The 13,066-nt window shown below is 53.6% G+C and carries 14 protein-coding genes; 1 reads left to right on the plus strand and 13 read right to left on the minus strand.

Annotation, left to right across the window (positions count from 1 at the left end; genetic code table 11):
• Positions 1-14: 14 nt before the first annotated feature.
• The 10 genes from EVJ29_RS07550 to glyA all read right to left on the minus strand — a co-directional run bounded on the left by EVJ29_RS07550 (position 15) and on the right by glyA (position 10,611).
• Complete coding sequence (locus EVJ29_RS07550; protein WP_070328184.1) at positions 15-1,166, minus strand: GGDEF domain-containing protein; 1,152 nt, start codon at positions 1,164-1,166, stop codon at positions 15-17.
• 149 nt (positions 1,167-1,315) lie between these two features.
• A complete protein-coding gene (gene upp, locus EVJ29_RS07555) occupies positions 1,316-1,945 on the minus strand; it encodes a uracil phosphoribosyltransferase (protein WP_035386536.1) in 630 nt (209 codons plus the stop codon).
• A 142-nt stretch (positions 1,946-2,087) separates the two neighbouring features.
• Entirely contained in the window at positions 2,088-3,485 is a 1,398-nt protein-coding gene (locus tag EVJ29_RS07560) for an endo alpha-1,4 polygalactosaminidase (protein ID WP_161567340.1), read from the minus strand.
• A gap of 332 nt (positions 3,486-3,817) precedes the next feature.
• Entirely contained in the window at positions 3,818-5,059 is a 1,242-nt protein-coding gene (locus EVJ29_RS07565; protein WP_131504939.1) for a hypothetical protein, read from the minus strand.
• Positions 5,060-5,213: 154 nt separating this feature from the next.
• On the minus strand, positions 5,214-5,930 hold the full coding sequence (locus EVJ29_RS07570; protein WP_236633440.1) for a hypothetical protein: 717 nt from the start codon (positions 5,928-5,930) through the stop codon (positions 5,214-5,216).
• 116 nt (positions 5,931-6,046) lie between these two features.
• Positions 6,047-7,285 (minus strand): sensor histidine kinase, encoded by a 1,239-nt coding sequence (locus EVJ29_RS07575; protein ID WP_131504994.1) that lies wholly within the window; start codon positions 7,283-7,285, stop codon positions 6,047-6,049.
• A 2-nt stretch (positions 7,286-7,287) separates the two neighbouring features.
• Complete coding sequence (locus EVJ29_RS07580; RefSeq protein ID WP_070328189.1) at positions 7,288-7,965, minus strand: response regulator transcription factor; 678 nt, start codon at positions 7,963-7,965, stop codon at positions 7,288-7,290.
• Positions 7,966-8,037: 72 nt separating this feature from the next.
• Positions 8,038-8,307 (minus strand): hypothetical protein, encoded by a 270-nt coding sequence (locus EVJ29_RS07585; RefSeq protein ID WP_131464600.1) that lies wholly within the window; start codon positions 8,305-8,307, stop codon positions 8,038-8,040.
• Positions 8,308-8,415: 108 nt separating this feature from the next.
• Positions 8,416-9,354 carry a hypothetical protein gene (locus EVJ29_RS07590; protein ID WP_131464602.1) on the minus strand — a complete coding sequence of 313 codons (939 nt, stop codon included), beginning with the start codon at positions 9,352-9,354 and terminating at the stop codon, positions 8,416-8,418.
• Between the two features lie 3 nt (positions 9,355-9,357).
• A complete protein-coding gene (gene glyA, locus EVJ29_RS07595) occupies positions 9,358-10,611 on the minus strand; it encodes a serine hydroxymethyltransferase (protein WP_070328192.1) in 1,254 nt (417 codons plus the stop codon).
• Between the two features lie 130 nt (positions 10,612-10,741).
• Here glyA and EVJ29_RS07600 point away from each other — a divergent pair, with 130 nt between their 5' ends.
• On the plus strand, positions 10,742-11,527 hold the full coding sequence (locus EVJ29_RS07600) for an alpha/beta hydrolase (RefSeq protein WP_131504941.1): 786 nt from the start codon (positions 10,742-10,744) through the stop codon (positions 11,525-11,527).
• A 38-nt stretch (positions 11,528-11,565) separates the two neighbouring features.
• Here the strand turns inward: EVJ29_RS07600 and EVJ29_RS07605 are convergent, their stop codons facing one another.
• Genes EVJ29_RS07605 through EVJ29_RS07615 form a run of 3 tightly spaced genes read right to left on the minus strand, consistent with a single transcriptional unit; the run spans position 11,566 to position 13,050 of the window.
• Positions 11,566-12,108, minus strand: a complete 543-nt coding sequence (locus EVJ29_RS07605) for a TIGR01440 family protein (protein WP_370252014.1) — start codon at positions 12,106-12,108, stop codon at positions 11,566-11,568.
• Positions 12,105-12,545, minus strand: a complete 441-nt coding sequence (gene rpiB / locus EVJ29_RS07610) for a ribose 5-phosphate isomerase B (RefSeq protein WP_070328195.1) — start codon at positions 12,543-12,545, stop codon at positions 12,105-12,107. Before rpiB ends, EVJ29_RS07605 begins: the two co-directional genes overlap by 4 nt.
• A gap of 4 nt (positions 12,546-12,549) precedes the next feature.
• Entirely contained in the window at positions 12,550-13,050 is a 501-nt protein-coding gene (locus EVJ29_RS07615) for a low molecular weight protein arginine phosphatase (protein WP_083274052.1), read from the minus strand.
• Positions 13,051-13,066: the final 16 nt, after the last annotated feature.

The raw sequence follows: 13,066 nt of genomic DNA on the forward strand, positions 1-13,066 counted from the left end.
TCGAATCGAACGACCTACATCGCTTTCCCCATCGAAACGCGGTTGCGTCCGCTTTGCTTCGCCTGATAGAGCGCTCGGTCAGCCGCTTCGATCAAATCAGACTTCTCGACGTCTAGTCCGGGGATGTGTTCTGCGACACCGATGCTGACGCTCACTTTGCGGAGCGGCTGATACGCTTCATGCAAAATGTTCAGCTTAAGAACCGCTTGGCGAATCCGTTCAGCGACTTCTTTTGACTGACGGGCATGGTGCGGCCGAAGTAACACCGCGAACTCCTCGCCGCCATAGCGGGCGACCATGCCATCTTCCCCGACCGCTTTATAAACGGCGTGTGCGACCCGTTCGAGACAGGCGTCCCCCGCCAAATGACCGTACGTATCGTTATACAGTTTGAACGCATCGATGTCGAGCAGGAGGAGCGCGACATCCGTACTTGTTTCTTCCGTCTCATCCCAAAGTCGCTCGAGCTTTTCATCGAAGGCACGACGATTCCAAACGCCGGTCAAAGCGTCATGAAGCGACCGATGGATCAGCGCCTGCTTGCTGCGCTCGAGCCGGAACGTGTGCACGAATGCGAGCAACAAGAGGATGGCGATCGCGACGACGATGACGATCACCCACGTCGCCGAATTCGAGGCACTGACACTTCGCTGTGACGCCTCTTGAATGATTTTGTCGATGTCCTCCCGGATGTCGGCGTCAACGTCTCGAAATTGATTGATGTAATCAATCCCACTATAGCGCCGCGCATTCGCTTCCACAATTTTGCCCGCATCGACGAGGGCAAGCTGTGACTCATAAAACAGCTCCATCTCATTGATGAGCGGAAGCGCCTCTCCTTGAATGATTTCCTGCATAATCGGATGGCGATGGTCAAGCTCGTGGATGACTTGAATCGTCTCAGCAAGAGCATACTTCGTCTCATTATATTGTCGGAGCGACAACATATCTTGATTATATGTATAGCCACGGACCGATAACTCTTGATCGAGCAGGAGCGCGAACAGTTCAGACGCCGCGTTCGCGATCGGAATCGCCTCTTCGACGATACGCTCGTTCTGCCGTTCGATGTTTTGGAAGGCGCTGTAGCTCCATAGACTCGTCAAAAACAGCGCTAATAACGCAATCAACAGATAGGCTTGCAAAAGTGACAGTTTTGGCCTCATGGTCGTTCTCTTCCTCATTTCAACAGATGACATTCGCTTCTGTCTTCACTATCGGTTGTTGCTTCGGTTTTCTCAACTATTATGGATTGGTTTTGACAGATTGAGTGCACAAAAAAGGAGGATCCGACTGGAGCCTCCTTTCGTTTTGCTTATTTTGTTCCGAACAAACGGTCACCTGCGTCACCGAGTCCTGGCACGATGTAGCCATGTTCGTTCAACTTCTCGTCGAGTGCGGCGAGATAGATTTCAACGTCTGGGTGCTCGGCTTGAACGCGTTCGACGCCTTCTGGCGCTGCGCAGAGACAAGCAAGCTTGATCGACTTCGCGCCGTGTTTTTTAAGGGCTGCGATCGCATCAGCTGCAGATCCGCCGGTCGCAAGCATCGGGTCGACGACGATGAAGTCACGCTCGGTAATATCTGTCGGCAACTTGAGATAGTATTCGTGCGGCTCGAGCGTCTCCGGGTCACGGTAAAGACCGATGTGACCGACTTTGACGTTCGGCATCATTTTGAGGAAGCCATCCACCATGCCGAGGCCTGCCCGTAAAATTGGGACGATTCCCAATTTCTTGCCGGCAATCATCTTTTGTGTCGATACCGAGACCGGTGTCTCAATCTCCACATCAGTAAGCGGAAGGTCGCGTGTAATTTCATATGCCATGAGTGAAGAAACCTCTTCTACGAGTTCGCGGAACTGCTTCGTCCCCGTCTCTACTTTGCGCATAATCGTCATCTTGTGCTGAATCAATGGGTGATCATAAACGTGTACTTTTCCCATTTTGCTTCACTCCTCTCTAAATCTCTCTCGAGCATTGTACCCCAACTTCTCTTAGAAAGGTAGGGTCAACTTCCGTTTTTGAAGAGGTCAGACGAAACCCCAAGGGCCAGTTTGACACCTTGGGGTTGATCTACCTTCTAGATTAGAATTTGAAGAAGTTTAAAAAGCCGGCTGTCTTGTGCTTGGCTTTTGCACACATGTTGCCTTTGGCTTTTTCGTGCTCCACGAACTTGGCATGCTTAGCAGCATGTTTTTTCGCGTGCTTCTTCGCTTTCTTTTTGTCTTTTTTCAGTTCTTTTTCTGTTTTCTGCTTCGGCTCAGCTTGCTTCGAATCTTTTTGCTCGACTGGCTTCGTTGTCGTGCTCGTCGATGCAGTAGGCTTCGTCGGCGCTGTTGTCGGTTTTGACGCAGTCGACGTCTCTGTCGCCGGTTTTGTTGCTACCGGTTTTGGCGCAGTCGATGTTTCCGTCGTCGGTTTCGTCGCTACCGGCTTTGTTGCTGTTGACGTTTCCGTCGCTGGCTTCGTTGCTTCCGGTTTTGGTGCAGTCGATGTTTCCGTCGCTGGTTTCGTCGCTTCCGGCTTTGGTGCAGTCGATGTTTCCGTCGCTGGCTTCGTTGCTTCCGGTTTTGGTGCAGTCGATGTTTCCGTCGCTGGCTTCGTCGCTTCCGGTTTTGTTGCTGTTGACGTCTCTGTCGTTGGTGCTACCACGACAGGTGCCGGAGTCGGTGCCATATCTTTCGTCCGTGTCACAAGACCTGCGTTCCAGTTCACATAAGCGTCTGCTTCGTGGAAGTGGATAAACTTCGAGTCAGCGGCAAGCTTGTGGCTCTCCGCACTTTGACGCGTCGAGATCGTGAGCGTTTTGACCGAATGTTTCGTGTCGACTGCTTGAAGTTTTTTGATCATGTTTTGTGACCAGGCGTCGCTTTTGATCGTGTCGGCGTTGAAGCTCTCCCACATGATGCCATCGACGTAAGGTGCTGTCGACGTTTCGAGTGTGTCAAAGCCCCAGTTTTGGACCATAGCGATGTTGCCGTAACGGGCACGCGCTTCTTTCAAGAAGTTGACGAGACCGTCACGTTGCTGCTTGAGCACGGTCGGGTTGTTCAAATGTTCGTTGTCGATATCGCCGACCGTATCCATGAACACGCCATCGATCCCTTTAGCGATGACTTGGTTTTGGATTTCCGTGAGCAAGAGCCCTTGGAAGTGCGGTGAAGCGATGTTCGTCAAGTAAGAATCCCATTCCGGGTAGTGGACACGTTGTCCGTTACGCGTGAAGAAATCACCTGACTGAAGTTTTGACATGAGACCGGTGTTCCACGTCGCGACTTCCATGACACTAATATAACCGAGTACTTTCGTACCGCGTGACTTGATCTGTTCAACTTGAGCTTTTGTATAATGAAGCGGCTCGATGATGACGAGATCATAGTTTTGCATATCTTTGATGATCCTTTCGGTCGGATGACCATAATACACTTGATAGTTCTTCACACCGTCGAGTGGGTTCATCGTTTGCGCTCCCGTTTTTGACATGTTCAGACTAACAATTAACAACACTACCGTTAGAGACATAATAATCTTTTTCAATTTCAATACCTATTCCTCTCCTGATGACTGACAAAACTTGGTGACGGACAATGATGGTTGAATTGAGATGTGTCTCTCCGTTCCCCCTTTTCTTCATAAATTGATGACGAGAAGGTTAGTGCTGTGTGTTTTATAGTTGTATCGGATTCATGTATGTAATGTTGAACCTTCGCAAAAAAAATTATAGGATAGTTTTCCAGCAAAATATAGTGTCAATTTAACGACAAAAAAACCGCTTCATGACATAGTCTTGTCATAAAGCGGGTAATATATCTAGTTCAGCTATTATATCGAATCGATCGATTCAACAATTCCTCGAGCCGCATCAGGTCGATTGCGTACGTTTGTTTCGTCGTCAGGTCGATGAGGTAGACCCGTTGATCCCCAGGTTCGACCCAAACCTCGAAATGTTGCTCTTGTAAGTGTTCGTACAAGGAGAGTATCCCGTGTTGGACGGCTGCTTCTGACTTGTCTCCGCCTGTCACATGCGTCAGGAGTTCGAACAGCTCTTGCGTATTCGGTCCATCTAGATATGACGTCTTCCCCTTCGTCTCGTACGTGGCGAGCTTCGTCTTCACCGAACGAGCGGACGAACTCATCAGCTTCGTGGTCATCGGCCGTCTGACACTGCCCCAAACTTCGATGACCGCATCATATTGTTTAGACAATGTGAGCGAGGTGGCGTCGCTTACGTCTCCAATCGGCTGTTCAGCAAGCACGACTCGTTTCAACAGTTGGCGTTTTGAATGATCGAGCGTGAACACATCAGTTGTCGAATCGGTATATACATACTTTCCGGTGAAGGCGCTTGGAAGAACGGTGCGTTCCCACGACGATTCCGTACCCATCTGTAGCGCTACCCTGCCATCCGCTAACTTCGTGAGGAAAGCGTATCCGTCATTCTTTCCGCTCTTGAATACGAACAGCTCCGGTTCAATCGTCCGGTCGAGCGTCCGGCCGTTCCGCATCACCTCATACGTCACGTACAACGAACCGCTGTCCGGCGTCTGGTAGCGGAATGTCGATCCCGGGACGATTGTTTCATGCGCTTGATTCACCCGGAACAAGTTGACGATTTTTGCGACATCGGGTTCCGGATAAAACGAGACCGCCTCTCCGACGTCGGTCTCGACTAGTTCACTCGAGATGAGCGACTCGAATTCGTTGACGGGGTCAATCCGGAACGTCCGCTCGATTTGTTCGTGGCTGTTCGCACAAGACAAATAACGGTCGTCACCGCTCACCCAATACTTAATCGTCTGACTGCCGAGCTCTGCATACAGCGGATGGCGAAACGTCACTTCAGCCACCTCGCCCCGGCGTGACGGGAGCCGTTCCGTAGTTTGTTGTCGACAATAAGCGAGCAGTCGCTTCTCTGTTTCCGGTAAAATATGTTCCTGCTCATCCTGATTCGTCACGTACGCTTCGAGCGGGCGTAACGCGAGGGCGTTAATCTCTTCTTTCGAACCACAACCGCTGAGGCAACAGAGGGCGAGCAGGGCAGTCCAACTCAGTCTCATCACTCGTCTCCCCTCTCCCTACATCGTCGTTATATGTATTATGTTATGTTGGCATAAATTCCCTCTCCATCATATCATAAGATACGAATCGATTATGTTTGCAGAAATATTACGAATCAAAAACGGGTGCCTTCAGCGGGCACCCGTTTGTTCATCAATTGTCATCATCTTGGTCGTCATCTTGATCATCTTGATCGTCATCCCGACCGTCATCACTATCATCGCTAGCGTCATCGCGATCATCTGCGCTGCTACGGTCATCATCACGTTCGATCTCTTTGACTTGCTCTTGCATGTTCAATTCAAGTTTGACGCGATCACCGGCTGTTGGCATCTCATCATCGATTTCATAGCGAGCGGCGAGTGGGTACGTCACTTGCTTCCCGTCACGCTCAATGACGACGTCTCGATCCGAGAGGCTGACGAAACTACCGTAAATGTCGAAGTCGTCGCTCTCCCGGTCGACTTCTTTCACTTCATTGTTTTGATTGAACTCGAGTTTGACACGGTCACCGGCTTTCGGGGTGTCGTCATCGATCTCGTGGCGAGAAGCAAGTGGGTACGTCGATTCTTTTCCGCTAAAGCTGATCGTCACGTCCTGATCTGACAAGCTGACGAGCGTCCCGTATAGTTCATAGTCGTCATCGTCGACCGAACGGACGGGCACGTCACTTGAAGATGCGTTCGATTCGGAAGTAGCGGCAGCTTCCTTCGCAGCGTCGTCTTTCGCGTCGTCGGTTCCACTATTGGCACTATCGATGGCGCGTGGGATGATGACCGTATCCGTCTTGTCGTTCGCGACATACAATCCGATCCCTGCGACAGCGAGTACGGCCAGGCCGACCCCTAAAATCCACCCAAGTAATTTCATGATGTTTCCTCCTCGTTCCATGTGCTGTTCCTTCTCTACACCTTCATCATAGAACGTTGACGTTAGAGCACCACGAGGATTTCATTAGAAAATGATGAGTGCCTGAGAAACTTTCCTCATTTGGTGACGAAGAAAATGCTCCCGTCCGGCGCGTTCGCGTAACTCCCAACCTTCCAACCGTTCAAGTCGGCGACTTCTTTGGCGATGGCAAGCCCGAGACCGCTGCCGCTCCGGTCGCGCGCTTCATCAAGCCGATAGAACCGGTCGAACAACCGCGCACGCGCCTCCTCGGTCAGAGTTGTCCCATGGTCACGCACCTCAATCCGATTTGATGTCATCGTTACGCTCGTGTCGGTCGCGTACTTCAAGCTGTTATCAATGAAGATGACAATCAATCGCTGCAACGAGTCACGATGTCCAGCCCAACTCCCTGCCGCGTCGATCGGGACGTGTTTTCCGTGCGACCGTTCGAACCGTTCTTCAAGTTGGAGCGCGAAATCGCTCAAATCGATCTGTTCGACTTCGATGTCCTCTAAAGCGGCGAAGCGACTCAGTTCAAGCATCGGTTCAATCAAGTCCTCCCGCATCTGTCTCGACTCGGTCAAAATATGATCAATCGCCTCGTCGCGTACGACGGGGTCATGTTGACCCCAACGTCTGAGCAACTTGGCGTACCCTTCAATAACGGTGAGCGGGGTTTTGAGTTCATGTGAAACATCCGCGACGAAACGGCGTTGTTGCTCCATCGACCCTTCGACACGGGCAATCATCTGATTGAACCCTGTCGCGAGCGTCGACACCTCATCTTGATTCGGCCCGACGTCAATCGTCTCGAGCGTCCCTGATTCTGTGATCCGGCCCATCGTCGACTCGAGCCGCCGGAGCGGATCGAGTCCTTGGCGCACAATCCATAAACTTCCGACGAACGTCATCGCCACCGCAATCAAGAAAATGACGAGGAAAATCGTCGCGAGCGTCTGTAGCGTCTCACTTACCGCCGCGTCTTGAAAGGCGAAACCGAGACCGTTCGACGTGGCGATGACGAACCAGTCATCAATCAGTGCCGGCTCCCCAAAATTGATGGGAAAACTCAAACCTTCTGCTGCCTGCCCGCCGGTGATGCCCCAATCGCCATTGCTCTGTCGCTCGAGAACGACACTGTCCTCATGCAGCGACAGCACGGCCTGACGGTTCCGCTCATCCTCTTCGAGCAGACTGAGCGCTTGACGGAGCACGTCATAGCGGGCGTCGACGATTTGCTGACGCGAGACGACCCAGGCGACCCCGAACGAGGTGATGAGTAAAAACAGCATGAACCCGGCCATCCCGAGGGCGATTTTCGTCCGTAATTTCATACTCACTCACCACGCTTCAGCATGTAGCCGACGCCTCGTACAGTCTGAATCCAAGAACCTCCGAGTTTCTTCCGTAAGTAACGCACGTATACGTCGACGACGTTCGTGTCCCCATAATAGTCGAAACCCCAGACGTGCTCGACGAGTTGGTCGCGCGTGAGCACGCGTTCCGGATGCTCGAGCAAATAGACGATCAAATCGAATTCACGACGAGTCAACTCGACTTTCTGTCCCTCGCACGTCACCTCATGCCGGTTAACGTCGACCGTGAGTCCCTCATAGGACAAAACACGTTCAGTCGCATCGACATGGACGTGCTGGCGCATCCGCAAAAATGCACGGATCCGGGCAAGCAGTTCCTCCATCTCGAACGGCTTTGTGATGTAATCATCCGCCCCAAGGTCGAGCCCGCTCACTTTATCGTACCGGTCGCCCCGCGCCGTCACCATCAAGACCGGGAGCAACGGTTGTTCTTCCTTCACCCGACGGACGACCTCGAGCCCGCTCATTTGCGGAAGCATCACGTCTAAAAGCATCAAGTCGATCCCCCCGGCGAGCGCTCGTTCAAGCCCGCTGCGTCCGTCGTGGGTGACCTCGACTTGATAGCCGGCGTGCATCAGTTCAAGTTCAAGCAGTCTGGCAATTTTAGCATCGTCTTCTACGACGAGGATTGTCGGCATATAGTTCATCCTTTCTTGAAAAAAAGCGCCGAGCAGTCCGCCCGACGCATCCTTATTCTGTTCCCGGATTCATCAGTCGAAAAACGGACGAACCGCTTCTGGAATCGCTTGTTCGACGCGAAGCTCGATCGAGTCGCTGAAGCGTTCAAACGAGGATTCGATTCCCTCCGCTTGGAACGACACGTCAGTCCCGAATTGAACGATTTGATCGAGCCAGGCGTTCCCGGTCAGCGTGAAAATTAAAAATCCTGCCACTCCTGCTGCCATCAATGTGAGCGCGAGCGCCCCGATGATTGCGCCTTTCATGAATCGGGCGACTTTACCTGTTGTACTGCGTTGCATGTGCCTCTCCCCCTACTTCTTTTTCTTTACTGTACGGGAGCGGGTTGAGAAACGTTGGTGAACCAGATTAGAATTTGATGAGAAAAAGGTTGCGGCATGGCCGCAACCTCATTCGTCTTCTAGTACCGATTTCGCAATCGGTGCCCAATATGTGCCTTCCATCGCGGCGACTTCGGCGAGCGTCGTCCGGTACGCTTCGTCCCCGGCCTTCTTCTCAGCGATGCCCTTCATCCACAGGACGTCTGTCTTGTAGCCCGATTCCGGGTACGTTTCGACGTACGCCGCATAGTCCGACACTTCTGCTTCTCCGAGCTTGTTGTCTACGAGGAGGCGATAGAAGCCGACGGCCTGTTCTTGCCCGGCTTTCGGCGTGCCTTCGAGGAGGGCGTCCGCCTCTTTATAGCGCTTGTCTTGGACGAGCGTCTCGACATCCGCAAGCGGAATGACTTGTTGTGCCGGTGTCGCCGGCGCTTCCTCTTCGACCGGCGCTTCTTCCGTCTGCAACGCCTCGTTCGCTTCCTCGAGACGGGCGACTTCTTGCTCGAGCTCTTCTAGCCGTTTGGCGAGCGCCTCGTCCTCGGTCACCGTCTCGACCCGTGGCGCGTCTTCAGTCACCGGTACGGCGGGTGGAGTCGCTTCAGGCCAAAATGCGAGGGCGACAAGCGCCAACGCGACGACAGCCGGTAGTCCGAGCCACTTCTTGTCCCATTTAAAGGCGGTACGCCATGGCGAGAGGTCCGCATGCTGCATGACGGCTGGCGACAACGAACGAAAGCGGCGCTTGGCCGCCTTCTTTCCGTTCGCTTTCATTTCGAGCGCGAGTCCGAGCCGATGGAACGCTGCCGGCACTTTCATCCCGAGAAGCGGCACAATCCGTTCGCTCGCCTCGACGTAATAGCCGTGGTCAAGGAGCGTCATCACGACGCCAAACTCGTTCGCGACGAGACGGAACGTCGGGTCATGCTCTCCTTTTCGGATGAGCCATTCCGTCATATCGATGAGCGGCAGTTCTGCAAGTTCCCGTTCTGCTAGTGTCCGTGCGTCCATTCGTCAGCCTCGTTCAGGATAGAGCGAGAATTTCGCCGTCAAGGCACGTACGTCTTCGTGCGCCTCGGCGAGCACTGCTTCATCTTCATGGTTTGTCAGGACACGACCGATCAGACGAGCGACTTCACGCATGTCGTCTTCTTTCAAACCGCGTGTCGTCATCGCTGCCGTCCCGAGACGGATCCCGCTCGTGACGAACGGTGATGCCGGGTCGAACGGGATCGTGTTCTTGTTGACCGTGATACCGGCTGCATCGAGCGCATGCTCGGCCGCTTTACCGGTAATATCGATGCCACGGAGGTCGACGAGGAGGAGATGGTTGTCCGTACCGCCCGATACGATGCGGAGCCCTTCTTCTTCTAAACCTTGCGCGAGCACTTGTGCGTTTTTGATGACTTGCGCCTGATAGTCTTTAAACTCCGGTTGGAGCGCCTCTCCGAACGCCACCGCTTTCGCGGCGATGACGTGCATGAGCGGGCCGCCTTGAATACCAGGGAAAATTGACTTATCGATTGCTTTGGCGAACTCTTCTTTACAAAGGATCATCCCGCCGCGCGGGCCGCGAAGCGTCTTGTGCGTCGTCGTCGTCACGAAGTGCGCGTGCTCGACTGGGTTCGGATGGAGTCCGGCCGCGACGAGTCCGGCGATGTGGGCCATATCGACCATGAGATAGGCGTCGACGCTGTCGGCGATTTCACGGAACTTGGCGAAATCGATCGTCCGCGGGTATGCTGACGCTCCGGCGACGATCAGTTTTGGTTTATGTTCTTTCGCGAGGGCTGCGACGACGTCATAGTCGATGTGTTCTGTGTCTTTGTCCACACCGTACTCGACGAAGTTGTACTGGACGCCCGAGAAGTTGACCGGACTTCCGTGCGTCAAATGGCCACCGTGCGACAAGTTCATGCCGAGCACCGTGTCGCCCGCTTCAAGCACCGTGAAGTAGACGGCCATGTTCGCTTGCGCACCCGAATGCGGCTGGACGTTGGCGTGTTCTGCACCGAACAGTTCCTTCGCCCGGTCGCGTGCCAAGTTTTCGGCCACGTCGACGAACTCACAACCACCGTAGTAACGGCGACCTGGGTAACCTTCGGCGTATTTGTTCGTGAGAACCCCGCCTTGCGCTTCCATGACCGCTTCTGAGACAAAGTTCTCCGAGGCGATTAGTTCGATGTTCTCCCGTTGACGGGCGAGCTCGTGTTGCATCGCTTCAAACAATTCCGCATCCTGCACTTTCAACTTCGTCGTGTTTACCATGTTGAAACCCCCTCTGAATGTCTAAAAATCAACAACCCCATCGTACCATATGCTCGTTTTTTTGGGTATCGTCATAATCGGGCTCAAAGTTGGGTATGGTATTGAAGAAGAACATTAGAGGAGGATAATTATGATTGAGACGAGACAAGTGACGATTACCCCGTTCGAGCGCGAGCGGACGGTCCGGATTTATACGCCTAACGACTACGAGCTGACGGACAAGCGCTACCCGGTGCTCTACATGCACGACGGACAGAACGCGTTCGACGACGCGGACGCGAGCTACAATATGAGCTGGCGCGTCGGAGAGTATTTGGACGCCTCAAAGCGCGACTTGATCGTCGTCGCCATCGATAGCGCACCGGGTGAGATGCGACTCGACGAATACGGCCCTTGGGAAAATCCGTTCGTCGGGGAAGCGCTCTATGGTCGAGAATTGACACTAGGCGGCCAAGGCTCGGCCTACATCGAATATATCGCCCAAGAGCTGAAGCCGATGATTGACGACGCGTATCGGACGAAACCGGACGAGGCCGGGATGATTGGCAGTTCGATGGGCGGCCTCATCTCAGTCTATGCCGCTTGCGTCTATCCAGACATCTTCAAACGCGTCGCTTCCTTGTCGTCAGCGTTCTGGTTCAACCAGACCGAACTCGAGCAGTTGATCGAGTCGAGTGATTTGAAAGGTATCGAGCGTCTATATATGGACGTCGGCCGTAAAGAAGTCGAGCAGCCGTCAGAGGATGGGCCGACGAACGAGATGTATCTCGAGTCGAGCGAGCGCGTCTACGCCTTACTACGCGACAAAGTCGATCACTTGCGTTTCGAAGTCATCGAAGAAGGTGTGCACAACGAACTCGCCTGGCGCGAACGTTTCCCGATGGTCGTATCGTATCTGTTCAGTGAAGACGTATAACGCAAAAGACAGCCGGTCGCTATGACCGGCTGTCTTTGTTATTTCGCTGGATAGTGCGCCCGAGGGCCACCGATTAGTTTCGGTCTTGTGACGGCGAACGTGACGTACGCCTCGCCGAGCTGTTTCGCCGATAACCGGACCGGGATCGCGACCGGCTTCAAGTGCATGCCGATCAACGTCGATCCGATGTCGATCCCAGCGTCCGCTTGAATCGATTCGACGACGCACGGCGCGTTGAGGCGCTCATACGCTTTCTCCGCCATCGCCCCACCCGCTGAGCGGACCGGGACGACGGTCACTTCGGTCAGACCGAACTGCTTCTGCGTCCGACGCTCGACGGTGAGGGCACGGTTAATGTGCTCGCACCCTTGAAACGCCAGATGGACGCCCGTCTTGTCACGAAACGCGAGAAACGCTTCGATGAATTCCGACGCCACATCGATCGATCCGGCTTTCCCAATCGTCTTGCCGATGACTTCGCTCGTCGAACAGCCGATGATGAGGATCTTGTCCTCATCGAGCGGAAAGCGTTCGTGCAGCTCCAACAGCAGGTTCGAAAGTTCAGCTTTCATCACGGTCACTTCGTTTCGTAAGCGCTCATTTTGTCGACACGGTTCGAGTGACGTCCGCCCTCGAAATCTGTATCGAGCCACGTCGCCACCAAGTCAATCGCGAGCCCCGGTCCGACGACACGCTCGCCCATCGTCATGATGTTCGAGTCGTTGTGTTGACGTGTCGCCTTGGCGCTGAACGAGTCGTGAACGAGTGCTGCGCGGATCCCTTTAACTTTGTTCGCCGCAATGCCGATACCGATCCCTGTGCCGCAAATCAAGATGCCGCGGTCGAACTCGCCGGCAGCGACAGCCTCAGCGACCGGGATGGCTACGTCTGGATAATCGATCGACTCGGCCGAGTGTGTCCCGAAATCTTTATACTCGTGGCCAAGCTCTTCTAGTAATCCAATGATGTCTTTTTTTAAGTTGAATCCGCCGTGGTCGGCGCCGATTGCAATTTTCATGTGTTCATTCCCCCGTCTTCTTTGGTAGGCGTCTCGGTGGTTTCGTCACCTTTGACCCGTCATTCGTCAATTTTAGCACAAGTCGATTGACGAGTGGTTCGAGTTCGTTTCGGACTTGGCGATAGACGTTCATCGAGCCTCCGAACGGGTCGTTAATGTCACGTTCGAGCCCGGTCACGAACTCATATAATGTGAACGTACGATCGGCCAAATCCGGATACGTATCCCGAATCTGTTCGCGGTGTGCCCGCGTCATCGTCAAAATGATGTCTGCCCAACGTCCGAGTACGTCGTCGAACGTCTGCGTCACGTGTTCGAGTTCAATCCCTCGTTCACGTAATACTTGAAGAGCGTTTTCTGAGGCATCAAACCCTTGCATCGTCCGAACTCCAGCCGAACGAATATCAAATTCGTCGCCTGTCACTTTCGAGCGGAGCAGGGCCATCGCCATCGGGCTTCGGCATGTGTTCCCACTACATATGAATAATACGCGTTTCATTGACATCGCGTGATCCTCCTCA

This window comes from Exiguobacterium sp. SH4S7 (genome assembly GCF_004336795.1).
Classification (GTDB): domain Bacteria; phylum Bacillota; class Bacilli; order Exiguobacteriales; family Exiguobacteriaceae; genus Exiguobacterium; species Exiguobacterium aurantiacum_A.

Excerpts from the sequence above, each read along its gene's own strand:
- EVJ29_RS07550 (WP_070328184.1), bottom strand. The coding sequence starts at position 1,166 with ATGAGGCCAAAACTGTCACTTTTGCAAGCCTATCTGTTGATTGCGTTA.
- upp (WP_035386536.1), bottom strand. The coding sequence starts at position 1,945 with ATGGGAAAAGTACACGTTTATGATCACCCATTGATTCAGCACAAGATG.
- EVJ29_RS07560 (WP_161567340.1), bottom strand. The coding sequence starts at position 3,485 with ATGTCAAAAACGGGAGCGCAAACGATGAACCCACTCGACGGTGTGAAG.
- EVJ29_RS07565 (WP_131504939.1), bottom strand. The coding sequence starts at position 5,059 with ATGAGACTGAGTTGGACTGCCCTGCTCGCCCTCTGTTGCCTCAGCGGT.
- EVJ29_RS07570 (WP_236633440.1), bottom strand. The coding sequence starts at position 5,930 with ATGAAATTACTTGGGTGGATTTTAGGGGTCGGCCTGGCCGTACTCGCT.
- EVJ29_RS07575 (WP_131504994.1), bottom strand. The coding sequence starts at position 7,285 with ATGAAATTACGGACGAAAATCGCCCTCGGGATGGCCGGGTTCATGCTG.
- EVJ29_RS07580 (WP_070328189.1), bottom strand. The coding sequence starts at position 7,965 with ATGCCGACAATCCTCGTCGTAGAAGACGATGCTAAAATTGCCAGACTG.
- EVJ29_RS07585 (WP_131464600.1), bottom strand. The coding sequence starts at position 8,307 with ATGCAACGCAGTACAACAGGTAAAGTCGCCCGATTCATGAAAGGCGCA.
- EVJ29_RS07590 (WP_131464602.1), bottom strand. The coding sequence starts at position 9,354 with ATGGACGCACGGACACTAGCAGAACGGGAACTTGCAGAACTGCCGCTC.
- glyA (WP_070328192.1), bottom strand. The coding sequence starts at position 10,611 with ATGGTAAACACGACGAAGTTGAAAGTGCAGGATGCGGAATTGTTTGAA.
- EVJ29_RS07600 (WP_131504941.1), top strand. The coding sequence starts at position 10,742 with ATGATTGAGACGAGACAAGTGACGATTACCCCGTTCGAGCGCGAGCGG.
- rpiB (WP_070328195.1), bottom strand. The coding sequence starts at position 12,545 with ATGAAAATTGCAATCGGCGCCGACCACGGCGGATTCAACTTAAAAAAA.
- EVJ29_RS07615 (WP_083274052.1), bottom strand. The coding sequence starts at position 13,050 with ATGTCAATGAAACGCGTATTATTCATATGTAGTGGGAACACATGCCGA.